This window comes from uncultured Sulfitobacter sp. (assembly GCF_947499945.1).
Taxonomy (GTDB): domain Bacteria; phylum Pseudomonadota; class Alphaproteobacteria; order Rhodobacterales; family Rhodobacteraceae; genus Sulfitobacter.
The window spans coordinates 215976-239686 of sequence record NZ_CANMQD010000004.1 but is presented as its reverse complement, the minus strand read 5'-3'; the positions used below and the strand labels follow the sequence as shown (position 1 = coordinate 239686).

Sequence of the window (23711 nt, the reverse complement as noted above, 5' to 3'; positions counted from 1 at the left end):
AATTAGGTGGACCTAGAGCGCCAATTCTCGTTGATCTTCGCGGCCCATGCTGATGACAAGAGGGTTTTCATTCTGGCGCGTTTGGAAGGCTGCTTTGCTGTTGATGCCTTGCCATTTGATTCCAATGAGGGCTTGGGCCACGGCGCTGCCCAATGTCGTGCCGGGGCCAGTGATGATGAAACGCTCCGGTGCAAAATTGTGGGCGGCTGATATGACCGCTGCGGTGAAATCATAGGTTTGGGTCACTTGGTGACCGAGGGTGTAGTCACGCAATGCCGTCAGGTTCGTTGATTTTGGATGCCAGACGCTGCCGCGTCCGTCGATCAGGGCGGTTGTGGGGTCGTTAAACAAGGATTGGGGCAGGGCCTTTTGACCCATTTGTGCCACCTCCTGCATCATGGAGGTGTGAAAGGCGGCATGGTTGGGCAGGCGCAGGGGTTTGCGTGTGTCATCTCCGCCTGTGAACCGCTCGAAGGCAGCGAGGCCTGCCTCATTGCCTGCAACAACCAGCATGCCGCCGAGATGGATAGACAGCGCCAAGCGGTGATCGGGAAGTGCATCAATGGTAGCGATCAGGTTGTGCAGGCGGCTTTCTTCATCTGGGACAGGCTGCCAGTTTTCATCCACAAAAGGCATGAGAATTTGACCACCCGTACCATGCATGTGCATGAAATTGCCCATAGTATTCAAGATCTTCATGCCGCCCATTGCATCCGCTCCGCCCCCTGCGGCGAGGGCGATGTACCAGCCCAGCGAATTTCCCGTTACGGCGAGGATTTCATGGCTGCGGTGGGCGGCCTGTGCGTCGAGATAACTGCACGCATAGATCAGCGGCGAAGCGTTATCGCCAGTGGTGTGGCGTGCGCCCGAGAAATGCGGCGCTGTGTCGAGATCGGTCAAGGTTTGCTGACCCGATTGCGCCCGAAACGCGTCCCACTGCGCAATCATCGGATTGCCTCCATGGGTGTGGGTGAGCGTACCAAGTTCGGCTTTGTTATAGGTGCCACGACCCGGACAGATAAGGACGGCGGTCGTGCGGCTCATGATGCCACCAATGCTGTTGCGGCTGCGATGATGCTGTCGGTTGAGGGCAGGGTGGCTGCATAGGCGGGTCCCGTTGCGATAAAGCTGTCTTCGGCGGTGACACGCGCCACACGGGTGCGGCCTGCCTCCGTGAAAAGCGCCACAAGCGCTTCTGACTGGCTGCCCGTGGCGCGGCACTCGTCTACGACTAGGATATTTGTACAGTCTTTTGTAGCTTCCAGGATCGCCTCCATAGGCAGGGGGGCAAGCCACCGCATGTCGATCACGCGGGCGTTGATGCCCTTCTCGACAAGGGTTTTACGGGCCTTGGTCGACAGGTAATACCCGTTGGCATAGCTCACGATCGCAAGATCTGTGCCGTCACCCAGTAGGCCAATTTCACCCAGCGGCAGGCGGCGGTCCGGCGCGGGATATGTGGTGAGCCATCCCGCATCGCCGTCTTCGTGCAAATCGCGCATAGGATAGAGGGCTATAGGCTCGACGAACACCACAACCCGCTGGTCCTCGCGCGCAAGGCGGACACACTCGCGCAGCATCATCGCGGCATCGGCACCATTGGAGGGGCAGGCGATGATAAGGCCAGGAATATCGCGCAGCACAGCCAGCGAGTTGTCATTGTGAAAATGCCCACCAAAGCCTTTTTGATATCCAAGCCCCGCAATACGCAGCACCATCGGATTGGTATATTGGCCGTCCGAGAAAAAGCTCAGAGTGGCCGCCTCACCGCGCAGTTGGTCTTCAGCATTGTGCAAATAGGCGAGAAATTGGATTTCAGGGATTGGGACAAAACCGTTGTGTGCCATGCCGATGGCAAGGCCCAGAATAGACTGCTCGTCCAATAGTGTGTCGATCACGCGGTCAGGGCCAAAGCGGCTTTGTAGTTTTTGGGTGATGCCGTAAACGCCGCCTTTGCGGCCCACATCTTCACCAGCGACGATGATCTCGCCATGCTCCAGCATGAGGTCGGTGAGCGCCCAACCCAACAGACGATTAAGCGGCTGTGGCTCTTTCATTTGTTTGAGATCATTTCCAAACGCTTCCGTACGGGCCTCTGGTGTGGGGCCGTTAGAGGGGGCGCAGGTGCGGGTGGGCGGAACAATGCTGGCCATCACGCCTGCAGGATCGGTAAGGGTTTTCTGCTGCATCACCTCTATGGCGACGCGGGTGCAGGTATTCTCAATTTCATTATATATTTCAATCGTTTCTGACGGGGTGCTAATGTTTGAATCCCGCAAAATACGTGCCGAGTGGAGCAGCGGATCATTTGCTTCCGACGCCTCAATCGCTGTTTTGTCGCGGTATGTCATTTCGACGTCAGAACCAGCATGGCCGTAAAGGCGCACCGTGCTGATGTGCAAAAACGCTGGTTTGCGCGTGCGGCGGACGTAGTCAGCTGCGGCTTGGGACACGCGCAGCGTTTGCGCCATGTCCAACCCGTCACAGGCGAAATACCTCAGGCCCGGACGGTGGGCGTAATTTGCCGCAACCCAACCGCGTGGTGTGGGAACAGAGATGCCTATCCCGTTGTCTTCACAAACAAAAAGCAATGGCATTGGCACGGATTGGAAGCTCGTCCAGCAGGCTGTGTTAATTGCACCTTGAGCCGTGGAGTGGTTCGATGAGGCATCGCCAAAACTGCACATGATGATGCTGTCATCGGGCAAGCACTGGTGCTCTGGTGGGCAGCGTTTGGCGAGACCCACTGAATAAGCCGCACCAACAGCTTTGGGTAAATGACTAGCGATTGTAGAGGTTTGCGGGGGGATATTAAGGCTGCGTGAGCCCAAAACCTTGTGGCGACCGCCAGAGATTGGATCGGCGGCGGCAGCGCGAAAACTCAGCAGCATGTCCCATACAGGGCTTTGACCGGGCAGTTGTGCAGCGCGCTGAATCTGAAACGCCGCATCCCGGTAATGCAGGAATGCCATGTCAGTTGGTCTGAGTGCTTCGGCCACAGCGGCCATACCTTCATGACCTGACGAACCGATAGTGTAGAATCCTTTGCCTTGGGACTGCATCACGCGGCTGGTGCGGTCGAGTTGGCGGCTAAGCGTTTGACTGCGAAATATCTCCATCAGCTTGGCAGGCTCGATCGTGGGGTCAGGTGCGGGACCCTCAGGCAGATCATTGGCGGCGAGCCGTCTCAGGAAGTTCTGGTGGACGATAGCGGCGCGATCCATGGGGTTCTCCGATAACGAATATTACTTGTCGCAGGTTTCATAACACCTCAGGTGAGGTCAATGCTCATTTGTCCTGCAAGGGTACAGGATGGAAAACATGAGGGCTTTTTAGTATGTAGATGCAATTCGGAAATGCCGCCAACAAGGGCGCCGGCGGAAGCGAGGCTTAGCAGACCAGAGACCTCACATATCGCAGGTTTGACAAGACTTGCAGCTTGATGTCCTACGAGCGACAACTTCACGCGTTGAGGCCGGGCAGGTGGAAGACGACGCGTCATCACATAGTCGCTTTTATTTCTGACTGGTTTGACCTTCTGCTTTGGTGCAGTTTTTCCCTACTTATTCTTGATGTGTGCCAGCACGACGCTCAGATGCTTGATTCCGGAAATGGCGGCATGTCTTATCCGCCGTTCTGGGTTCGGAAACGCGTTGGCGGGAGACGCCCATAGTTTGCATGTTCAACGTTGATTTTGTTTTTCGGGGCTTTGCCGCTCGTTTTATGCAGGATTGCGGCAGTGTCTTCGGTTCGACACGTCTTCAAAAGCGGAAACATCTGTCGCTTCGCGACGTCTTACATGTTCGCGTCCTTTTGAACGCTCGAACGCGCACACGCTTATTGTCATTGAGTACATGCCCAAACTTCCGTTGCTCACTTGATCAGGAGAGAGATGTTCCCGAATAGCAAAGGGATGATATCATTGTTTTGAAGGTATATAGTATAAGCTTTATAATCAGTATTATGTAATTTAAGTAATCATGAAGAAAGCTATGTTTAGAGGGCTTTGAGCGATGGTCCGCAATGTTGATCTCCCGTAATCATGTCTCTGTGTAGTGTGTGACCACTGGACAGACCGCCCGTTGGCTGGCAAGGTTTTGTTAAGTAAATGATATCGGAATGCACATGCCATCGGTTCTTATTTTGAACGGCCCTAACCTCAATTTGCTAGGACAACGCCAGCCAGAAGTCTATGGTCGCGCGACACTTGCGGATATTGAATCCTCGTGTACATCACATGCTGCGACTTGCGGCCTTGATGTCTCGTGTCTTCAATCGAACCATGAAGGCGATTTGATTGATGCTGTGCATTCGGCCAAGGGTGTTCACTCTGGGCTTATCATCAATGCGGGCGCATATACGCATACGTCGATTGCCTTGATGGATGCTGTCGCCTCGGTCGAGTTGCCGATGGTCGAAGTGCATCTGAGCAACATTCATGCGCGTGAGCCATTTCGGCATGTCTCTTATCTGTCAAAGGTAGCTGTCGGGCAAATCTGCGGGTTTGGACCTCAGGGTTATCTGATGGCATTGGATGCGATGGCAGAACGGTTAATGCCGTCATGAGTCTGCGCAGTTATCTTCTGGGTGTTGCCGACAGCAAGAGCATTGAAGAGCTGTGGGAAGCGCATGTGGCAAAGATGGGCGAATTCGGATTTGACCGTCTGCTCTATGGTTTCACCCGATATCGTACGTCCACCTCGCTGGGTGATCCGAGCGATTTCATCATTTTGACCAACCACAGCCGCGCCTATACAGATGTCTTTCTTGATGAGGGTCACTACTTTCACGCACCTATGGTGCATTGGGCACTGGCCAATGAAGGTGCAAAAAGCTGGAAACTTCTGGGTGAGATGGACCGCTCCAAAACGCTGAGCAAGGAAGAGCGCCGCGTGCTGGAGTTTAACCGCGATATGGGTGTAACAGCAGGATATTCGATTAGCTTCAAGTCGATTTCGGCACGCTCTAAGGGGGCGATAGCTCTCACTGCGCGGCAGAATTTGGATCAAAGCGATATCGACGCGGTCTGGGCTGAACATGGTGCGGATATCACTTTGATGAACAATATTGTTCACCTCAAAATCCTCACCCTGCCCTATACGGCACCGAACCGTGCTCTCACGCCGCGTCAGGTTGAAGCGCTGGAATGGGTCGGCGATGGCAAGACGACGCAGGACATTGCGATGCTCATGGGGCTGACGCCTGCGACAGTTGAAAAACATCTACGGCTCGCGCGTGAAGCATTAGCGGTTGAGACGACGGCTCATGCAGTGATGAAAGCCGCATTTGCCAACCAAATGTTCGTTTTACCCGCCTGATTTTTCACACGCAAACAAGCTGTTAACCTTTGGGTAAGGTATTCCTTACTTTCCGTAGGGGAAATTAAAGGGCACATTCTCCTTGTCAGACAAAAAAGCTTAGCTTGTTTGACAGACGGTCCAAGAAACCTTTGCAATTACAAAGCTCTGATGGGTCGCCGGCCAAAGTGGGGTTTATAGTCAGCCCCACTGGCCGGAGCTTCAAATCGCCCCTGCTCTCCCCAGAGCAATTGTCATATCAGGGGCGATTGGCACACCGCGTTTCTGTCTTTACAGGGACGCGGTGTCGTTTTTAGACGTGGTGGCAAAACTCTTTCTCAGCCAGTTACGAACAGCCTCGAATGCAGGTGTATTGGCGCGTCCCTTGGGCCAGACCAGATAGAACCCTGTTCCTTCCTTCTCTGGGATATCATCACTCAGCACAATCAAATCATCGTTCAGTGGATCAAGATAGCACTGTGGTACCAAGGCGACCCCTTGCCCGCGCTCAGCCGCATCAAGGGCTAGTGCGGTTTGGTTTACTTTGAGCATACGCTTGCCTGATGGCACACTCCCTTGGGCAATCATGGTGGCCCACGGACGATGCCCATCTTCGATTAGCGGGTATTCATACAGGGGCGTTTCATTTGGAAAACTCTGAACAAGTGCGCGGCTTGCCACTGCGACGAGGTTGTGGGGCCCCAAAAAATACCAGTCAATCTCAAACTGTTTCGGCACGCCCCCTTGCCGGACTGCCATGTCGATGCCGTCTTGCTCAAAATTGCTCACTCTTTGGTCCGCGGTGATTTGTAGGTCGAGATCGGGGTAGTTTTCCATAAATGAAGGAAGGCGTGGCCCAAGCCACTTACTCGCAAATGAAGGGGTAACCGAGAGTGCGAGCGTATTTTGCACTGCCATTGCAGCGCTCAGGGCGCTGTCGATTTGATGCAATGCAGGGCCGATTTTCTCTGCGAGAGCTGCGCCTTGCGGTGTGAGGCTCAGACCGCGTGCCTGACGGAAAAAGAGCTTCACACCAAGTTCCGCCTCAAGGTTGCGCACTTGTTGCGCGACGGCCCCCTGAGTGAGATTTAGCGCATCTGCGGCGTGATGAAAGTTTAGCAAACGCGCAGTGTGATGAAACATGCGCAGGCCGTTGAGGTTGCGGTGCTGGATCATCGTTATGCTCCACGGGTGTAGATTTTCTACACCCTTGCGCTGCAAACCATGATTAGTCAACTGCTGCGTCCGCTGGCATTTATGGATCAGCAAATGGAGAAGATGATGACACAATCAATGCCCCGCCTCTTGAGCGATAAAGTGACACTCCTGAAATGGGTGGCATCGGTAATTCAGATCCTTGGATACGGTGCGACGGCGTATGGCCTCACCCCGCTCAATATCTATCTGTTTCTGGGAGGATTGGTCGGCTGGTTCCTTGTGGGATACATCTGGAACGATCGGGCGATCATGCTGATCCATGTGGTGGCCCTCGGGGCGATGATTGCCGGGCTTCTGAGCCAATAGCGCTTTTACAATAAAAAAGGCGGGACAAAAGTCCCGCCTCTAATATCCAATCTCAAGAAGAGATTAGGTGTTCATTTTTGCAACTTCAGCTGCGAAGTCTTCTTTGACAACTTCGATACCTTCGCCAACTTCGAGACGAACGAAGCCTGTGATGGTTGCACCCGCTTCTTTTGCTGCCGCACCAACGGTGAGGTCAGGGTTCACAACGAATGCTTGGTTCAGAAGTGTGACTTCTGACATGTACTTCTGCATACGGCCAACGATCATTTTTTCGATCACGGCGTCAGGTTTGCCTGATTCCTTGGCAATATCGACCTGAACCTGCTTTTCCTTCTCGACCACTGCTGGGTCAAGATCGGCCTCGGAGAGGGACGCAGGGTTCACAGCTGCAATGTGCATTGCAACCTGCTTGCCGAACGCATCGTCGCCGCCGGTCATTGCGACCAGAACACCGATTTTGCCCATGCCAGGTGCCGCAGCATTGTGCACGTAGGACACGACAGTATCACCTTCGATGGAAGACATCCGGCGCACCGACATGTTCTCGCCAATGACGGCAACCGCGTCTGTCACGGTCTGTTCGACGGTTTTACCGTTCATATCAGCCGCTTTGAGTGCGTCGATATCTGCGGCGGATACTGCAACGTCTGCAATGCCGGAAACCATCTTCTGGAAGTCGGAGTTTTTGCCAACAAAGTCAGTCTCGGAGTTTACTTCAACTGCGATGCCACGACCACCTGCAACTTTTACAGCCACAAGGCCTTCGGCAGCGGTACGGCCGGATTTTTTGGCCGCTTTCGCGAGGCCCTTGGTGCGCAGCCAATCAACAGCCGCCTCCATGTCGCCATTTGTTTCTGTAAGTGCCTTTTTGGCGTCCATCATGCCCGCGCCGGTCGTGTCGCGGAGTTCTTTGACCATGGATGCTGTAATTGCCATCTCTATGGGTCTCCTAAATCATGTGTGTAAATCAATGAGGCGGGTATTCCCCGCCCCATGTCTTAACAGGTCAGTAGCAAAGCTTAGCTTGCTGCTGGTGTTTCGGCTGCTGCTTCTTCTGCAATAGCTTCTTCAACAGGTGCTTCTTCCATCGCGCCCAGATCAACGCCAGCGGCGCCAAGTTGTGCGGACATGCCATCAAGAGCAGCGCGTGCTGCCAGATCGGTATAGAGTGCGATGGCGCGGGCCGCGTCATCGTTACCTGGAATGATGTAGTCGATGCCATCAGGGGAGCAGTTGGTGTCAACCACGGCCACAACCGGAATACCCAGCTTGTTGGCTTCGGCAATCGCCAGCTGCTCTTTGCGCACGTCGATGACAAAGATCAGGTCGGGACGGCCGCCCATTTCGCGGATACCGCCAAGGGATGCTTCAAGCTTGCCTTGGTCACGTTCCATGCCCAGACGCTCTTTTTTCGTCAAGCCGGCAAAGCCCATCTGCGACTGCTCGTCGATGTGCTTGAGGCGCTGGATAGACTTGGAAACAGTCTGCCAGTTGGTCAGCGTGCCGCCGAGCCAGCGGTGGTTCATGTAATACTGTGCGCATTTCTCTGCGGCGTCCGCGATCGGCTGTGCTGCCTGACGCTTGGTACCGACGAAGAGGATGCTGCCGCCTTTGGCGACTGTGTCACGGATGATTTTCAACGCATCGTCCAACATTGGGACGGTCTGCGTGAGATCCATGATGTGAATGCCGTTGCGTGCGCCGTAGATGTACGGGCCCATGCGTGGGTTCCAGCGCTGTGTCTGGTGACCAAAGTGTACGCCTGCTTCGAGCAGCTGACGCATGGAGAACTCAGGAAGAGCCATGTCGTTATACCTTTCCGGTTTAGCCTCATCGGGGGAATGATGCGCACAATACGCACCAACCGGCGGAACCTTTGGGATTTCTCCCCAACTGTCCCATCCCCGACTGCGGGATTAAGTAGGCAGCGCTTAGCGCAGCTTGGGGTGTCCCGCAAGTATAAATTGCCGAAGCTGCCATGCAGAGCGACCATTTGCCGGGCTATCGCCTCAGGTCGTACTGAGCAGCTTGTTATGGCCTTCGCGCACAACCGCTTCACAAGCCGCAGAAAGCGCTTTGCGATTGGCGAAATCGGAAACCTGGAGCGGGGCGTGATAGATGACCCGCACGCTGCCTTGGCGGTGCGTGCCCAAAGTTGCCAGCAGATGCGTGCCAAAGGTCATTTCACCCCACCAACAGTAGAAGCGGGCATCCATTTTTGGTGGTGCGCAGTAATGAACCGACACGGGCTGCACTGCGATTTTGTTCCTGAGATCTTCTGCGAAGAATGACTGGAACAGCGTCGTCTTGAACGCCAGTACTTGGAGGCCATCGGTGCTGGTTCCTTCGGGAAAGAACAAAAGCTTGTGGCCCGCCAGCAGGCGGTCGCGGAACACTTCGGTCTGGGCGCGTGCGTTTTTGGGATTACGTTCGATAAATACGGTCCCTGTTGCCCGCGCCAGCCAGCCAATACCAGGCCATGACGCGACCTCGGATTTGGAAACAAAATAAATGCGCTTTGTCGCGTTGAGCGTAAATATATCAAGCCAGCTTGAATGGTTGGCTACTACAGCCCCCCTGCCCGTCATCGGTGCGCCGGTGATATCAAGCCTGATGCCCAGAACCCGAAACGCATTCCGGCACACAAATTGCGTAATGTAGGGTGTTACGGGGCGATTTTGACCGCACAGCGGAAGCTCAATCAGGCGGACGGCAAGAAGTATCAGCAAGCCACCAAAAACGAGAATAATGAGGATACCGCCGCGCGCGATCACCCGCAGCCAATCGGCAGGCCTCAGCATCGGCATGTCCGGGTGCACGCCGTTGTCCCAGCGCTGGCTCATGTCTGTGCCGCTCCAAAGAAGTTCGCCTGTTTCGCGTTCATTTTTGCGGTATCCAGAATGAGGCAGACGTCAGTGGTATTGAAGGTGTGATCTACAAATGCGCCCTGCCCCACGCAACCACCCAGACGCAAGTATGCTTTTATCAGGCTTGGCACCTGTACCATGGCTGCAGCGCGGTCAAGGGCGTGCTCTTCGATCAGGTTCATCTTTTGGTATGCGCCCTTGTGGGCCGTGACCCGCAAATTAAGCGGTACCAGATGACGGTGATGTAGCAATGATAAAGGAGCCGCAAGTGCGCCAATATCGGTGCCATGGAAACTGGCAACACCAAACATGATATCAATTTGATGCGCGGCGACATAACGGGCCAGCCCGCTCCAAAGTGCATGCATTGCGGTCCCGCCCCGAAAGTCGGGATGCAAGCAAGAGCGCCCCAACTCCAACAGCCGACGGCCGGATGATTTTAGCGGGGTCAGGTCATATTCACCTTCTGAGTAAAAACCGCCTGCGGCCACTGCTTGGGAACTGCGCAGTAAACGGTACACACCAATCACGTCTTCTGACCCTTTCTGCATGAGGATCATATGGTCAAAATGCGGGTCAAAGGCATCCCGCTCAAGCTTGAGGTTGTGATCGACAAGCGGGCCGCCGCCCCCCAACTCACGTACAAACACATCGTAGCGCAAACGCTGTGCCGCCCGAAGCTCGGCTTCGGATTCGACCAGTTTCACGGTGAACTCGTTTCTAGCCAAGCGGGTCATAACGCTCCTTACATCTCGATCCGGCTACAAATAGGCATTGCGGTGCATATTGGCAACGAGATGGGAGTTTGTGAGATACAACCAAAGGTTGCTGTTTTGAAATCTGCTGAATGATTTACGACTTAGTAATAGTATTTTGTAACTATTAACCATCAAAGACGGGAAGCAAGGCGACACGCGAACTATCAATCACAACTTTACCAGCTTCTCTGAAATTGACCGTCAATTTGCCACCGACGTTACTTTGCACTTGGCCGACACCCCAATCAGGCATTCCAGGATGCCGCACCAACATACCAGGGGTCAGGATCGCATTGTAGTCGTCCATATATAGTTCCTCACATGACAGGAGGCCGCCACATTGGCCCAAGAATCTGATTTTGCCGCTCTGATTGGCAGCCGCATTTGCCATGATCTGATATCGCCTGTCGGTGCAATCAACAACGGCATTGAACTCATTCAGATGACCACACCCTCATTGGGCCCTGAATTGGCTCTGATCTCGGAGAGTGTTACCAATGCCAGTGCACGGATCAGGTTCTTTCGAATTGCATTCGGCGCTGCGGGTGAACAGCTTGTCGGGCGTCAGGAAGTGATCTCTATCCTGAAGGATGTGTATGTTGATACACGGCTGACCGTTGTCTGGGGACCTGTCGACGGGCAATCGCGCAAGAAAGTGCGCCTAACACTTCTTGCCCTGATGTGCCTTGAAACCGGCATGCCGTACGGAGGGCGGATTGAAGTGGCCCAAGACGGCGGCAACCTTATTGTGACAGGACACGCAGACAAGTTCAAAGTGGATGAAACACTGTGGGGATCGATGAACGGCAGTCATACCGATGATGATCTGCGGCCCGCTCAGGTTCAATTCGGGCTATTGCCTTTCTTGGCTGAGCAGGACGGCTTTACCGTTGATCTCAAGATAAATGATAACAGGATCACGATCCAGATCTAGCCACGAACGGTACCGTCGCCCGTCACAAGATACTTGAAACTTGTCAGTTGTGTCGCTCCAACGGGGCCACGTGCGTGCATTTTGCCCGTGGCGATGCCAATTTCCGCACCCATCCCAAATTCACCCCCATCGGCAAACTGGGTTGAAGCATTGTGCATGAGGATCGCACTGTCGAGGGTGTTCATAAAGGTCTGTGCGGCCTGTGCATCTTCTGTGAGGATACAGTCAGTATGGTTGGAGCCGTGGCGGCGGATATGCGCCATAGCCTCATCAATGTCATCGACCTGACGCGCCGCGATAATCATATCGAGGTATTCATGCCCCCAATCGGCATCCGTCGCTTGCGCCACGCCGGGAATGCCCTGGAGGTGTGCATCTGCACGTACCTCAACCCCTGCATCGATAAGCGCCCGTATCACGCCGGTCCCGATGGTCGGCACTACTTCCTTGTGGATCAGCAGACATTCGGCAGAGCCGCAGACCCCTGTACGCCGCGTCTTGGCGTTCAGAACGACTTTCAGCACCTTCTGCGGGTCTGCATCTTTGTCGATGTAGATGTGCACAATGCCCTCCAGATGGGCAAAGACGGGGACGCGTGCTTCGCGCTGAACCAGCCCGACAAGACCTTTCCCGCCGCGCGGCACAATCACATCGATCGTGTCTGTCATTGTTAACATTTCTTGAACTGCAGCACGGTCACGTGTCGGCACCAGTTGCACCGCATCCTCGGGCAGGCCCGCATCGCGCAAACCCTGTTGCAGACAGGCATGTAGCGCACGGCTGCTGTGAAAACTCTCCGAGCCGCCACGCAGGATCACGGCGTTGCCCGCTTTGAGGCAGAGCGCACCGGCATCAGCAGTCACATTTGGCCGGCTCTCATAGATCACTCCGATCACCCCTAACGGAGTACGCACGCGCTTGATGTGCAATCCACTTGGCTGGTCCCATTCTTCCATGATTTCGCCAACAGGGTCACGCTGTTCTGCGATGGCGCGAAGCCCGTCGATAATGCCTTGCAAACGGTCTTCATCCAGCATCAGACGGTCCAGCATCGCGGGGCTCAGACCTTTTTCAGTCCCATAAGCCATGTCCTTTGCATTGGCTTCAAAGATCGCTTCGCGCGTTTGCCAAACTGCGTCTGCCGCAGAAATCAGCGCGGCATGTTTGCGCTCAGCCGTTGCGGTGGCGAGTGTCGCTGCCGCCGCTTTTGCACGGACACCGATATCAGCCATCAAGGCGGGGATGTTGGTGGTTTCGGTCATGTCATATCCTTTTGGTCGCAATGCGTTACAAGGCCATGTCGTCGCGATGGATCAAGGCAGCACGCCCCGGATACCCCAAGACGGCCTCGATTTCAGCGCTCTGATGGCCTTTGATCATGAGAGTCTCGGCGGCGGAATACCGCGCCAGACCAGAGCCGATGCCCGCCCCGTCAGGACCTTTGATCGAGATTGCGTCGCCGCGTTCGAATGTGCCCTGCACCTCTGTAACCCCTGCGGGAAGCAAGCTTTTGCCGCGTTTTAGCGCCGCTACAGCGCCCGCATCAAGAGTGATCGCACCTATCGGTTTCATCGCGGCGATCCAGCTTTTCCGCGCGGCCTGCGGGTCGGTTTGTGCAGTAAACCACGTGGCATTGGTTCCCTGCTCCAAAGCGGTGAGCGGGCGCATTACAGAACCTTCTGTAATGGCCATGGCACAGCCTGCGGAGACTGCGGTTTTGGCAGCCATTAGTTTGGTCTTCATGCCACCCTTGCTCAAACCCGATCCGGCATCGCCTGCCATGGCCTCGATCTCGGGGGTGATCCGGTCGATGGTGTCAAAACGTGTGGCATTGGGATCATCGGAGGGGTTTGCGGAATAAAAGCCGTCCACATCAGAGAGCAGGATTAACTGGTCAGCGCCTACAGTTACGGCGATCTGTGCCGCAAGGCGGTCATTGTCGCCGAACCGGATTTCGTCAGTTGCGACTGTATCATTCTCGTTCACAATCGGCACAGCCCCGAGGCTGATCAGAGTTTCAAGCGTGGCGCGGCTGTTAAGGTAGCGGCGGCGGTTCGCACTATCCTCCAATGTAACAAGGACTTGGGCCGTTGTGATGCCGTGGGGCGCTAGTACTTCTTCGTAAGCGCGAGCCAATTTGATCTGGCCTACTGCTGCGGCCGCTTGGGACTGCTCCAGTGCCAATGCTCCCAACCCCAAACCAAGGGCACCACGCCCTAGGGCAATGGAACCAGAGGACACGAGGACAACATCAATCCCCTGCCCTTTAAGCCAGGCAACATCATCGGCCAAGGAGGCCAGCCAGTCACCGCGCAAGCTGCCCGTTGTACGGTCCACCAACAGGGCCGAGCCGATTTTTACGACGATCCGTTTGGCGGATGTTAGGGCTGCCAAGGCGCTTCCTCCTCGGTGGCGTTCTGACGAATGCGGTCCTCGTCAATCTCGGCCCGCAAGGCGCGCAGAACATCAACGGTATTGATTTTGGCAACGGCTGACATTTGCATAACCACGCCGCCGCTGGCTTTTTTCAAATCAGCAGTTGCAGTTGCAAGCTCTTCTTCATCCAATGCATCAATCTTATTCAGCACCGTGATACGCGGTCTATCTGCCAATTCGCCACCATAGGCTTCCAGCTCTTCAATAATGGTGTGGTAATCCTCCACCATCGTCTCGGAAGTGCCGTCGACCAAGTGCATAAGGACAGCACAGCGTTCCACATGGCCCAAGAAACGGTGACCGAGGCCGCGCCCCTCATGGGCACCTGCAATCAAGCCCGGAATGTCAGCGATCACAAATTCGGCATTATCTACGCCTACGACACCAAGGTTCGGATGCAGAGTTGTGAAGGGATAATCCGCAATCTTGGGCCGTGCATTGGACGTCGCTGCAAGGAATGTCGATTTGCCGGCGTTGGGAAGACCAAGAAGGCCCACATCAGCAATCAGCTTGAGCCGCAGCCAAAGTGTCCGCTCGACACCGTCCTGACCGGGATTGGATTTCCGCGGTGCTTGGTTAGTGGCGGATTTGAAATGCAGGTTGCCCCAACCGCCATTACCGCCCCCCGCGAGGCGCACGCGCTGGCCCAGCTCGGTCATATCGAAAATCACGGTTTCCTGATCTTCGTCCAGAATTTCAGTGCCTACAGGGACACGCAGGACAATATCGTCGCCATCCTTGCCCGTGCGCTGCTTGCCCATACCCGGTTGGCCATTCTTGGCAAAGAAATGCTGTTGGTAACGGAAGTCGATGAGCGTATTCAGCCCGTCCACAGCCTCGGCCCAGACCGAACCGCCATTGCCACCATCACCACCGTCAGGGCCACCGTATTCGATGTATTTTTCGCGGCGAAACGAGACACAGCCACCACCACCCGCACCTGAGCGGATGTAGACTTTGGTAAGATCGAGGAACTTCATAATATATCCTAAGGGGTTACCGCAGTTTGAGGCTGTAGGTCCATGTGGGCACTGTTGCACCGCGTGCAAGGCAGAATGTTTCAGCATCACCTAGATAGGCAAAACCAGCGTTGGTAAGTACTTTGGCAGAGGCGGGATTATCATGGAAGACCGATGCGAACATTGCATCATTTCCAAGCGGGTTTCCCGACACCAATGCAGTTACTGCGTCAGATGCCAAATGCGTGTTCCAAAACGGCGGGGCCACCCAATAGCCTACTTCCGATTGGTTGCGGTCAAGGCGCATGAGGCTGATCACACCCATGACTTCTCCGTCGTTATGGGCAGTGCCATCCATGACCCATACGTCCTCATCACGCTCGGGTGCCATCGCACGCTCGATAAAACCCGCGATCAGACCAGGCGGAAGTGGATGTGGCAGGCGCGGCGTGCTCATGGCAACCCGGCTGTCTCTGGCGTAATGTTCAATCAACGTCAGATCGGACATGCGCACAGGGCGCAGGTCGAACCGTGGTGTCTGCAAGGTGGGTTGTTGGTTGAGTACTTCCATCCTCAAAAACTCCCTCCAAAGAGTACAAAAAGAACTGATGCGACTGTAAGGCCCGCGAGTGTCCACATCAGATAGGGTTCATAACGAGTGCCTGCAACAGTGCGTGCGATAGCGCTACCGCCGAGGGTCCATAGCGGATGCATTACCAACTGACAGGTCAGTAAAACAGTAGCAACAGTCGCCGTTGCGGTCAGCGTCGGAATGTCTGGGCCCACAAAGGCCGTAAAACTGCCTACGATCATCGCCCATGCCTTGGGGTTGAGCGGATGGACAATTAGCCCTGCCAAAAATCCCGGAACATTTGCAGCAGGATCGCCCTGCCCCAAACGCAAGTTTGCCACCTTCCACGCCAGCCACATGATATAGGCTGCGGAGATATATTTGAGCGCTGTAAAAACAGCTGGAGCCGCCTCGGCCAGCTCCATCAAACCAAACCCAACAGGCCAGATGATCAATTGTTTGCCCAATGCGACACCCGACACGAACGGTAGCGCCGCACGAAAGCCAAAACGTGCACCAGTGGCCAGCAGTGCCATGTTTGCCGGACCTGGTGTGCCAACTTGGGAGGCGGCAAAGATTGCGAGGGGGAGGATGGCGATGCTCATCTCACAAAAACCAATGATTTGGGGAGGGGAATTGTAATGAAACGTTCAAGGGCCACTCCCTTCTGGATATGGACGAGTGGAGAATTCTAAAAGAAAAAGGGACCGGCGTTTCCGCCGATCCCTGATTTGTATCATTTACGGGTACGGCTTATTCAGCGGCTTCCGCCATTGGTACGATCGAAATAAATGTGCGGTTCTTCAGGCCCTTGTGGAACTGAACGTTACCTTCGACAGTTGCAAAAATCGTGTGATCCTTGCCCATGCCGACATTCTGACCAGGCCAGAATTTGGTGCCGCGCTGACGTACAACGATGTTGCCAGGAATGACAAGCTCGCCGCCATATTTCTTTACGCCAAGACGGCGACCAGCTGAGTCGCGACCGTTACGGGACGAACCGCCTGCTTTTTTATGTGCCATGTGGTCTCTCCTTAACCTTTTGCCAGCTCTTTGGCCTGTGCGATCCAGTCTTCACGACCCACACGACCTTTGAACGACAGTTTCTCTTCAATCGCTTCGACATCCGCATCCGTCCAAGCAGCAATCTGTGCGAAGGTTGTGATACCTTCAGCGTGCAGTTTGCCAACAATTACCGGACCAACACCGGAGATGGTGGACAGATCGTCACCATCGCCTTTCGCGGCTTTCTTTGCTGCGGGCTTTGCGGCCTTTGGCGCTTCGTCTGCTTTGGCTTCGGCTTTTGGTGCCGCGCCGGATTTCGCTTTTACCGGAGCAGCCTTCACTGGCTTGTCGGCTTTTGCTTTCTTTGCCTTTTTGGATACAGGCGCGTCAACGGCTTTGCCTGTGATGGCTGCTACGGCGGCTGCGGAAACGGAGCCTGTGCCGATGGCTGCTGCAACACCGGATTTACCTGCGCCGGATGCGAGGATTTCGGTGATCTTGACCAGTGTCAGTTTCTGACGGTGACCTTTTGTACGCTTGGAAGAGTGCTTCCGGCGACGCTTGACGAAGTGGATAACTTTTTCGCCTTTGATCTGATCAACGACTTCGGCTTGAACGCCTGCGTCTTCGATCATTGGCGCGCCAACTGTTGGGTTATCCCCGCCAAGCATTAGCACTTCGTTGAATTGAACTGTCTCACCGGCAGATGCCGCAATACGTTCTACGCGGAGCATGTCGCCCGCTTGAACTTTATATTGCTTACCGCCTGTTTTCAGGACCGCAAACATAGGTCTTCCTTCATATCTTCCGCGTTCTGTGGTCCCCGGTTAAGGGTGTTTTGGACCAGACTGTGCCTGCATCCACCTCGAACAGCGCGCCCTTGGGGCGTCATTAAAATAACTCCCGTGCATGCAAATGGCTTGCCGAGATGGCGGCTTATCGGGCGGTTAGGCCCCCAAGTCAAGGTGCATTGCCATAGGGATTGCGGGTTTTTGCCGCTTTATCAGCAATTCGCACCGGCTCAGGCGCAGGGCGGTCTATTTCCCTAAAGTTCCTCGGCAATCATGTTCAGCGCCATGGCGCGGCCCAACGCATAGGAGATGTCCTCATAAAGCGGATCAAAGCCCGCAAAGAATCCTGCGTTCAGTGCCTTACCCGCAGCGGTTTCAGAGAAGTCGGCATAGGCTGTCAGCTCGTCAATGCTCAGCGGGCTATAGGCCAGAGTCATAAAGCCGCCGAGCCAGTTCAGCGTATCTGCGGCTATTTCGTCGCGCTCTGACATGACATCTTGAAGAATTTCATCATCGCTCATTAAATAGACATCGCCATCGACCAGTGCGCGCAAAAAGTTGTAGTTTGAGTTGAGCGCGGAAGTGACGTTGCGGTTCACCAAATCGCCTGCGTCAATCATGCGGTTGATCTGCTTGAGCCTTGGATCACTGGTGCCATACAATTCAGCGAAACGGGCGCGGGCTTCCTGCTCTATCGTCTCATCAGCCATGGCAGCGCGGGCTGAATTCTCGAGTGTGATAACTTTTGCCCCCAGATCGGAGGCAAAGAATGTGATCGCAGCTTCCAGTACCTCACCTGTGAGCGCGGGCTCAAGCCCTGCGCGGATGCCCTCACTAATACGTTCAGGATCGTAGATGCGGGTCACTTGCCCCGTCCATGCAGGGCCCCCCTGATCCTCGAGCCACTCACGGTTGAGCGTCGCGCCAAAGGCCAACCCCTCGGCGTGCAGGATTGCGCTCAGCTCACGGATTTTCAGCACGTCCATCAAAACTGTGTGCCGCGCATCGGCCCAAAGGGGCAGCGCAGTCAGAAAGACAAGGCATGCGGCAAGGAGGTGACGCATTTAGAGGTCCTGACTTGGCTGCATGACCCGCAAGCGTGCAGCAACAGCCTCAAAACGATCGGCCATAATCTCGTATTGTACTGCATTCATCAGGTCATACACCTGTTTCATATCGTCGTGCTCAAGCGCTACAGCATAGTCGATCATCTCGGCATCCGAGAAGGCCTGATAGGTATAAGCGGCGCCCTCCAGCGCACTCTGGCGCAGGCTGACACGTAGTTCGTCCTCTTGAGAGCGCATCGCCTCGCGCAGGTCAGGTTCGTCCATTTGCATCTCGATGACCCCTGCCCCTGCGGCGGCCATCAAAAACCGTATTTGGATTTCCTGAATGGAGCGGAGCGAGCTGTCCTCGCTGCCACTGGCGGCGTTTAGGCGCTCTAAAATGGCCACGCGGGGGCTGTCGATGCTCTTGAGCCCTTCGATGATCTGACCACCGCTCTCGGATTTCAGCCCGTCTTCCTCTATCATATGGGAGCTGTTTTCCGCTACCACCAAACGCTGCCCCAAATCGGAAGCATAAAAATCTGCTGCATGCTTCAACAAGGGCGCCGAGAGTGTTTTCTCAAGGATATCGACTGCCATGTCGTGCATCAGCTCTGTCTTGAAGACTTCTGCGACCAGCCGCTGCCATTCTGAACCGAAATCTTCTGCCTGTAGGCCGAGCATTTGCGGCGCAGCATCCGCGGAAAGGGCAATGCTCTCAAGCGCCACGTCAAAGCCTGTCACCTCGAGAAATGTCTCAAGACTGTCACGATCCGCCGTCTGGGCGCTGGAAGTGAGGGCCGTAAACGTCAAGCACAGAGCAGCTAGCGGAAGAAGTATGGCGCGGCGGATCAACAACATGGGGCATCCTTTGTAAGCTTCCCCTTAAACTAGTTGTTCTGAGGGCCGCTGCAACGGAAAATAGAAAGAGCGGCAAATATGCGCAGATGCGCTCTTGCCCAGCTTCGAAATTGGGACTAAACGACCACTCGCAACCACGAGCGGAGACGTGCCGGAGTGGTCGAACGGGACGGTTTCGAAAACCGTTGAGCCTCTAAAGGGTTCCCAGGGTTCGAATCCCTGCGTCTCCGCCACTTAACCCTGAAGTCATAAAGTAATTTAGTGATTTTGCGGGAGCGCTCATATAATGCCATACATAGATAATATGCTTGGTATACCAGCCAGATTGCGGCCACCTTGCAAAGAAGCAAGTTATCAATAGATGAGCGGAAGAGTTGTCGTCAGTGAATGTCACCGTCATGACTTGTCGCATACCGCCCCCTAAAGCCCTTGGGAAGACGAGTGAATATTTCGGCTGGACCCCTTTAGAACAGAGCGCTGGTCCTGCATTGAGGCTCAAGAAAAATGCGGGTGAACTTTTGCAAGCAACTCTTTGCTGACTCAAAGGATTTCATTGTCAGTCCATATCAGAAAAATATGCATCAGTGGATTTTGTCGTCCTTTTTCCACGATGTACACTTCTCTTTGCAACTGCAAAATTTGTTTTGCCTTTCCGACGTCCCTAGCGTTCGCCTATAGGTCGCGATCAGGGCCGCAATGTATGCGCTCCATTGCCGTGATCATGCCGGCTGTGCCGTTGAATAAATTCTGTACGCTTGTGACGTCCCTACCCCAGATATCGTTAATCCGTGCAGGTTTGGAATCGTTGATCAGATTCCGGAACGCATGAAGGATGTTGCGACGGAGCCGCCCAAGGGCAAATAGAGTGTGGCCTATGCAATTCTTGAATTGGCGTCGCGATGTGACACTCTGAACGCCTCCCTACTCAGCAGCGTCCACTTGATCCCTCACCCAACAGTCGATTGGTGATTTGATGGGGCTCATCTAAATCCACATTTGCCGGACGCTGCGGCGCATGAAACGAGAGGGACTGATCGCCACTTCCAACTATTTTTACTATTTGACTGATCAATCTGGCCGCGTTGACTGACGCAGGCCTTTGCAAACGCCATTACGCTTTCACAGATGAGTATATCCAACATAAATACAAATTAATACAGTAGTTTGACGCGTTCCATCACCTATCTGCATACGATTATTAGATGTTCTTAACGAATGATTGTCAGGCTTTGATATTTATCAATCATGGGCGGTCATAGATATATTAAATTTACTGAATGTATGGTGCAGACCGAAATTTTTGGGGCCTCTGTGCCAGCTACAGTAAATAGAAGGAACGCAATATGGCTACTCCGATAATCCCTGGTACAGAGCTCGACTTTGACCAACCCCTCAATACAACACCGGACTTCAGTTCGCTGCACATTTTCAGCACTGACGACATCACCGGAACCTTTAGCGGGGTAACGCAAGGCGTCTCTGGCGACGTGATTGATTTCACCGGCGCAAACGGTACCAAAGTAACAAAAGAGGGCGTGACGCTCTATCCTATAGATAGCGAGTTTGGGTATAACGTTACCGACTTCCTCGGCGCAGAAGAGAAAGTGCTGGACGACGACTACGCCGAAGGCTGGGCGGGCGATCTGCTCATTGGTGGCGAACAAGTGGGTCTGATTATTTCTGACTCTCCGACAGACACGTTCAAGACACCAGCTGTTCTTGGCACGTGGCTGGCCGGTCTTGGCGGCAACACGGTCAAGGCATCGACAGAGCATTACAGCGTCATGCAAAACGTTTTGTCGGATCAACAGTTTCCCGACGATCCTGACGCGGTCTATGCGCTGGACGACAACCTGATTCTGCTGAGCCTGAATCCAGATTGGAACGGCCAGCATGTGGCAGATCTGCTCGCAAATGCTGCCACAAACGGCATCACCGATGCGAATCTGGACGGCGTACTGGACATCAAGGACCTGCTGAACGCGAACGAAAGCACGATCTCCTACGACATCGCCTATGGCACTGACTATTCGGTGACGATGAAGGACGACGGCAAACTGCTGTACCGCTGGGGGAACGAGATCAAGCGCCCCAATGACGTGCGCGGCGAAGCAACACTCGACACGCCGGACGAGTGGAAAGAGGTAGACGAGGCCACCGGCCTTAGAAAGCTGTATTCTGTTACCGCTGCCGAGTTGGTTACGCACCACACCATCACCAACAACCCCAATGATCAGCTACGCCCCGAGGATTTCGAGAACGAATCCGCGATTGGCACCCTGCCAACTTATGTGATTATCGAAGATTATGATGGTGACGTTGGCCGCACCGTTTGGGCTTCTACGGATGACTATTATGCCGGTGATGGCACTCTTTACGAAGCAGGCACGATCCTGCGTGATAGCGCACTTGTTGATGCTTATGATGCATCGCTTTTGGCCCAGATTGGCGCTGGCGCTTCGGACCTCGAGCAAGGTTTTACCAACGCGTGGTACACCACGATGGATCGCGAGCCGTTTGAGCCCGTCCTGAACGATGATGGCACCGAATATGTGACCGGCCCCCGCTGGCGCCTGCTGCCTGATAAATACGGTCAGGACCTTCCAAGTGTCGTAATCCCCATTGACCCGAGCGCACCGCTGCCAACGCTTAGTGCAGATGTGAAATACGAGGTGGGTGCAGAAACCCAAACGGTTCTGAACTTGCTTGACTGGGCTACAGACATCTCGCCGCTGGACATCAGCGCCGGCTGGCAGGACAACGCCGGAACGGTTACGGCCAATGGCGTGAACCTGTCAGATGACTTCGACGTTGCCTTCTATATCAAGGGTGACATCAAACCGGCAACGATTTACAGCACCGAGTTGTTGTTGGATCATGAGGAAATTGCAATCAATCTGGCAGATACTGTCGTCGAAGGCGGTACTGACGACGATCAACTCGTCGGTGTTGGCAGCAATGAATTTACCGGTGGTGAAGGGTCCGACCTGTTTGTCCTGTCCTACGGTACTTCGGTGAGTGACATTTACCGTCCCAGCACGGTAAAGGACTTCGAAGTCGGCGCGGACAAGCTTGGCTTTATCGGGATTGATGCGCTTGTAGATTTCGACGCCGAAGTGCCCGCAGGCTACTCCATGTTCTCGCAGGGGGTATCGGGTGATGACCTGACGCTCTCTTTGAATGGTGAGCTTATCGCGGTCCTGGATGATGTTGCTAAGGACTTGGGTGTCGGTGCAACGGTTGATCCCGGCGAAGGTCTGAACATGCTCGACGATCTGTTTGTGACCAATCCTTCAGCGTCGGCAACACCGTCCCCAGCCAATGTGATCTTTGGCTCAGATGCTGCGGAAGCTACCGCAGGGACCACTGGCGCGGACTACATCTATGGTCTGGCGGGCAGTGATACGTTGACCGGTGGCACCGGCGATGACACATTGCGCGGCGGATCCGGTGCAGATGTACTGGACGGTGGCGACGATATGGACACGTCGGATTATTCCGGTAGCCAGGGTTGGGTCAACGTGAGCCTTGAGACAGGATTTGTCGGTGGTGGCGCTGGAAGCCATGCCATGGGCGATACATTCTCAAGCATTGAAGGTCTGGTTGGCTCTGTCTTTGCTGACCGTTTGAACGGTGACGATGTTGCAAATGATATCATCGGCGGCAACGGTGACGATCTTCTGCGCGGTCGGGGGGGTGCTGACTTCCTTGATGGTGGTATCGGTATGGACACTGCCGACTATGAGGACTCGGACGCGTTTGTGAATGTTTCGTTGCTGACCGGTTTTGTTGGCGGTGGTGCAGGCAGCGATGCGGTCGGTGATACCTTCAATTCCATCGAGGGTTTGAACGGGTCACGCTTCGCGGATATCCTGAACGGTGACAACAGCGACAACGTGCTTCAGGGCCGGTATGGTGCCGATGTGCTCAACGGGAATGGCGGTTCGGATACAGCGACCTATAAGGACAGTGCTGGCTTCGTGAATGTTTCGTTGCTGACCGGTTTTGTCGGCGGTGGTACAGGCAGCCATGCGATCGGTGATGTGTTTAACAGCATCGAGAACCTTTGCGGTTCCGCCTTTAACGATGTTATGGCTGGTAACAACGGCGCCAACATCCTGAACGGCGGCGGCGGCAACGACTCCATGCGTGGTCACGGTGGTGCAGATGTGTTTGTGTTCAACAAAGGCTTTGGTCAAGACACTGTTCATGATTTCCAAAACGGCACCGAGTTCCTGGACTTTTCAGGCAACAGCCAAGTCAGCAGCTTTGCTGATTTGACAATCGGAACTGCGGGTACAGATGCCACTGTTGCGGACTCCTATGGCAACAGCATCACGCTTGCCGAAGCAGCAGGTCTGATCGACGAAGCAGACTTCCTGTTTGCATAAACACCGAGTGTGAACGTATGGGCGGGCCCGAAAGGCCCGCCCATATTGCGTTTAATTGGTATTGCTGAGGTGTTAACCGGCTTTGAGACATGCCACGTCGGGGTCCCGTCCGCTCATCGACGATCATTCCAATGAAGTTCCATGTGCTAGATCTCAGGTGGTATTCATCTCACGCGTGATGTCCTCCCAGATCAATTGGACTTCGGCTCTGGTTTTGGGTTGTGAAGTGGCTGACAGGTTGTTGCGGCGGGGGCACACGAAGGTTTGGACT

At 54.6% G+C, this 23711-nt stretch carries 22 protein-coding genes and 1 tRNA gene; 6 read left to right on the top strand and 17 right to left on the bottom strand.

The window, feature by feature from the left end; translation table 11 throughout:
- Positions 1-12 precede the first annotated feature (12 nt).
- Positions 13-1044 carry an ACP S-malonyltransferase gene (locus Q0775_RS16610; RefSeq protein ID WP_298863511.1) on the bottom strand — a complete coding sequence of 344 codons (1032 nt, stop codon included), beginning with the start codon at positions 1042-1044 and terminating at the stop codon, positions 13-15.
- Positions 1041-3224 carry an alpha-ketoacid dehydrogenase subunit alpha/beta gene (locus tag Q0775_RS16605; RefSeq protein ID WP_298863505.1) on the bottom strand — a complete coding sequence of 728 codons (2184 nt, stop codon included), beginning with the start codon at positions 3222-3224 and terminating at the stop codon, positions 1041-1043. The genes Q0775_RS16610 and Q0775_RS16605 overlap by 4 nt, the downstream gene beginning before the upstream one ends.
- Before the next feature lie 901 nt (positions 3225-4125).
- On the opposite strand from Q0775_RS16605, the gene aroQ reads away from it, so the two are divergent.
- Together aroQ and Q0775_RS16595 are read left to right on the top strand one after the other, a co-directional pair.
- Positions 4126-4566 (top strand): type II 3-dehydroquinate dehydratase, encoded by a 441-nt coding sequence (gene aroQ, locus Q0775_RS16600; RefSeq protein WP_298863502.1) that lies wholly within the window; start codon positions 4126-4128, stop codon positions 4564-4566.
- Complete coding sequence (locus tag Q0775_RS16595) at positions 4563-5318, top strand: LuxR family transcriptional regulator (protein ID WP_298863500.1); 756 nt, start codon at positions 4563-4565, stop codon at positions 5316-5318. The genes aroQ and Q0775_RS16595 overlap by 4 nt, the downstream gene beginning before the upstream one ends.
- Positions 5319-5588: 270 nt before the next feature.
- On the opposite strand, the gene Q0775_RS16590 is transcribed toward Q0775_RS16595, so the two are convergent.
- Positions 5589-6473, bottom strand: coding sequence for a LysR substrate-binding domain-containing protein (locus Q0775_RS16590; protein WP_298863497.1), 885 nt, complete (start codon positions 6471-6473; stop codon positions 5589-5591).
- A gap of 105 nt (positions 6474-6578) precedes the next feature.
- Between Q0775_RS16590 and Q0775_RS16585 the strand changes: the two genes are divergently transcribed.
- Entirely contained in the window at positions 6579-6821 is a 243-nt protein-coding gene (locus tag Q0775_RS16585; RefSeq protein ID WP_298863490.1) for a DUF6552 family protein, read from the top strand.
- Between the two features lie 63 nt (positions 6822-6884).
- On the opposite strand, the gene tsf is transcribed toward Q0775_RS16585, so the two are convergent.
- The 5 genes from tsf to Q0775_RS16560 all read right to left on the bottom strand — a co-directional run bounded on the left by tsf (position 6885) and on the right by Q0775_RS16560 (position 10753).
- Positions 6885-7757 carry a translation elongation factor Ts gene (tsf, locus tag Q0775_RS16580; RefSeq protein WP_298863485.1) on the bottom strand — a complete coding sequence of 291 codons (873 nt, stop codon included), beginning with the start codon at positions 7755-7757 and terminating at the stop codon, positions 6885-6887.
- Positions 7758-7840: 83 nt separating this feature from the next.
- Complete coding sequence (gene rpsB / locus Q0775_RS16575; protein WP_298863482.1) at positions 7841-8626, bottom strand: 30S ribosomal protein S2; 786 nt, start codon at positions 8624-8626, stop codon at positions 7841-7843.
- 204 nt (positions 8627-8830) lie between these two features.
- Positions 8831-9664 (bottom strand): lysophospholipid acyltransferase family protein, encoded by an 834-nt coding sequence (locus Q0775_RS16570; protein ID WP_298863479.1) that lies wholly within the window; start codon positions 9662-9664, stop codon positions 8831-8833.
- Positions 9661-10425 carry a GNAT family N-acyltransferase gene (locus Q0775_RS16565; protein ID WP_298863476.1) on the bottom strand — a complete coding sequence of 255 codons (765 nt, stop codon included), beginning with the start codon at positions 10423-10425 and terminating at the stop codon, positions 9661-9663. Before Q0775_RS16565 ends, Q0775_RS16570 begins: the two co-directional genes overlap by 4 nt.
- 145 nt (positions 10426-10570) lie before the next feature.
- On the bottom strand, positions 10571-10753 hold the full coding sequence (locus Q0775_RS16560; protein WP_298863473.1) for a DUF3553 domain-containing protein: 183 nt from the start codon (positions 10751-10753) through the stop codon (positions 10571-10573).
- A gap of 33 nt (positions 10754-10786) precedes the next feature.
- On the opposite strand from Q0775_RS16560, the gene Q0775_RS16555 reads away from it, so the two are divergent.
- The gene (locus Q0775_RS16555; RefSeq protein ID WP_298863470.1) at positions 10787-11380 is read left to right on the top strand and encodes a histidine phosphotransferase family protein; all 594 of its coding nucleotides are present in this window, start codon (positions 10787-10789) and stop codon (positions 11378-11380) included.
- Here the strand turns inward: Q0775_RS16555 and Q0775_RS16550 are convergent.
- From Q0775_RS16550 to Q0775_RS16510, 9 genes are all read right to left on the bottom strand, one after another.
- Positions 11377-12642 (bottom strand): glutamate-5-semialdehyde dehydrogenase, encoded by a 1266-nt coding sequence (locus Q0775_RS16550; protein WP_298863467.1) that lies wholly within the window; start codon positions 12640-12642, stop codon positions 11377-11379. The genes Q0775_RS16555 and Q0775_RS16550 overlap by 4 nt on opposite strands.
- Before the next feature lie 25 nt (positions 12643-12667).
- Complete coding sequence (proB, locus tag Q0775_RS16545) at positions 12668-13774, bottom strand: glutamate 5-kinase (protein ID WP_298863464.1); 1107 nt, start codon at positions 13772-13774, stop codon at positions 12668-12670.
- Positions 13762-14796, bottom strand: a complete 1035-nt coding sequence (obgE, locus tag Q0775_RS16540; RefSeq protein WP_298863461.1) for a GTPase ObgE — start codon at positions 14794-14796, stop codon at positions 13762-13764. Before obgE ends, proB begins: the two co-directional genes overlap by 13 nt.
- A 16-nt stretch (positions 14797-14812) precedes the next feature.
- Positions 14813-15346, bottom strand: a complete 534-nt coding sequence (locus Q0775_RS16535; RefSeq protein WP_298863458.1) for a GNAT family protein — start codon at positions 15344-15346, stop codon at positions 14813-14815.
- A gap of 2 nt (positions 15347-15348) precedes the next feature.
- Positions 15349-15951, bottom strand: coding sequence for a LysE family translocator (locus Q0775_RS16530; protein ID WP_298863455.1), 603 nt, complete (start codon positions 15949-15951; stop codon positions 15349-15351).
- Between the two features lie 148 nt (positions 15952-16099).
- A complete protein-coding gene (gene rpmA, locus Q0775_RS16525) occupies positions 16100-16369 on the bottom strand; it encodes a 50S ribosomal protein L27 (protein ID WP_298863453.1) in 270 nt (89 codons plus the stop codon).
- Positions 16370-16380: 11 nt separating this feature from the next.
- Complete coding sequence (rplU, locus tag Q0775_RS16520; protein ID WP_298863450.1) at positions 16381-17139, bottom strand: 50S ribosomal protein L21; 759 nt, start codon at positions 17137-17139, stop codon at positions 16381-16383.
- Between the two features lie 257 nt (positions 17140-17396).
- Entirely contained in the window at positions 17397-18206 is an 810-nt protein-coding gene (locus Q0775_RS16515; RefSeq protein WP_298863448.1) for a DUF2059 domain-containing protein, read from the bottom strand.
- The gene (locus Q0775_RS16510) at positions 18207-19049 is read right to left on the bottom strand and encodes a DUF2059 domain-containing protein (protein WP_298863445.1); all 843 of its coding nucleotides are present in this window, start codon (positions 19047-19049) and stop codon (positions 18207-18209) included.
- Positions 19050-19191: 142 nt separating this feature from the next.
- Here Q0775_RS16510 and Q0775_RS16505 point away from each other — a divergent pair.
- A tRNA-Ser gene (locus tag Q0775_RS16505) sits at positions 19192-19282 on the top strand.
- A 1110-nt stretch (positions 19283-20392) separates the two neighbouring features.
- Positions 20393-23440 (top strand): calcium-binding protein, encoded by a 3048-nt coding sequence (locus tag Q0775_RS16500; RefSeq protein WP_298863438.1) that lies wholly within the window; start codon positions 20393-20395, stop codon positions 23438-23440.
- The last annotated feature ends 271 nt before the right edge of the window (positions 23441-23711 follow it).

Coding starts and splice junctions, on each gene's coding strand:
- Q0775_RS16610 (WP_298863511.1), bottom strand. CDS start 1,044: ATGAGCCGCACGACCGCCGTCCTTATCTGTCCGGGTCGTGGCACCTAT.
- Q0775_RS16605 (WP_298863505.1), bottom strand. CDS start 3,224: ATGGATCGCGCCGCTATCGTCCACCAGAACTTCCTGAGACGGCTCGCC.
- aroQ (WP_298863502.1), top strand. CDS start 4,126: ATGCCATCGGTTCTTATTTTGAACGGCCCTAACCTCAATTTGCTAGGA.
- Q0775_RS16595 (WP_298863500.1), top strand. CDS start 4,563: ATGAGTCTGCGCAGTTATCTTCTGGGTGTTGCCGACAGCAAGAGCATT.
- Q0775_RS16590 (WP_298863497.1), bottom strand. CDS start 6,473: ATGATCCAGCACCGCAACCTCAACGGCCTGCGCATGTTTCATCACACT.
- Q0775_RS16585 (WP_298863490.1), top strand. CDS start 6,579: ATGACACAATCAATGCCCCGCCTCTTGAGCGATAAAGTGACACTCCTG.
- tsf (WP_298863485.1), bottom strand. CDS start 7,757: ATGGCAATTACAGCATCCATGGTCAAAGAACTCCGCGACACGACCGGC.
- rpsB (WP_298863482.1), bottom strand. CDS start 8,626: ATGGCTCTTCCTGAGTTCTCCATGCGTCAGCTGCTCGAAGCAGGCGTA.
- Q0775_RS16570 (WP_298863479.1), bottom strand. CDS start 9,664: ATGAGCCAGCGCTGGGACAACGGCGTGCACCCGGACATGCCGATGCTG.
- Q0775_RS16565 (WP_298863476.1), bottom strand. CDS start 10,425: ATGACCCGCTTGGCTAGAAACGAGTTCACCGTGAAACTGGTCGAATCC.
- Q0775_RS16560 (WP_298863473.1), bottom strand. CDS start 10,753: ATGGACGACTACAATGCGATCCTGACCCCTGGTATGTTGGTGCGGCAT.
- Q0775_RS16550 (WP_298863467.1), bottom strand. CDS start 12,642: ATGACCGAAACCACCAACATCCCCGCCTTGATGGCTGATATCGGTGTC.
- obgE (WP_298863461.1), bottom strand. CDS start 14,796: ATGAAGTTCCTCGATCTTACCAAAGTCTACATCCGCTCAGGTGCGGGT.
- Q0775_RS16535 (WP_298863458.1), bottom strand. CDS start 15,346: ATGGAAGTACTCAACCAACAACCCACCTTGCAGACACCACGGTTCGAC.
- Q0775_RS16530 (WP_298863455.1), bottom strand. CDS start 15,951: ATGAGCATCGCCATCCTCCCCCTCGCAATCTTTGCCGCCTCCCAAGTT.
- rpmA (WP_298863453.1), bottom strand. CDS start 16,369: ATGGCACATAAAAAAGCAGGCGGTTCGTCCCGTAACGGTCGCGACTCA.
- rplU (WP_298863450.1), bottom strand. CDS start 17,139: ATGTTTGCGGTCCTGAAAACAGGCGGTAAGCAATATAAAGTTCAAGCG.
- Q0775_RS16515 (WP_298863448.1), bottom strand. CDS start 18,206: ATGCGTCACCTCCTTGCCGCATGCCTTGTCTTTCTGACTGCGCTGCCC.
- Q0775_RS16510 (WP_298863445.1), bottom strand. CDS start 19,049: ATGTTGTTGATCCGCCGCGCCATACTTCTTCCGCTAGCTGCTCTGTGC.
- Q0775_RS16500 (WP_298863438.1), top strand. CDS start 20,393: ATGGCTACTCCGATAATCCCTGGTACAGAGCTCGACTTTGACCAACCC.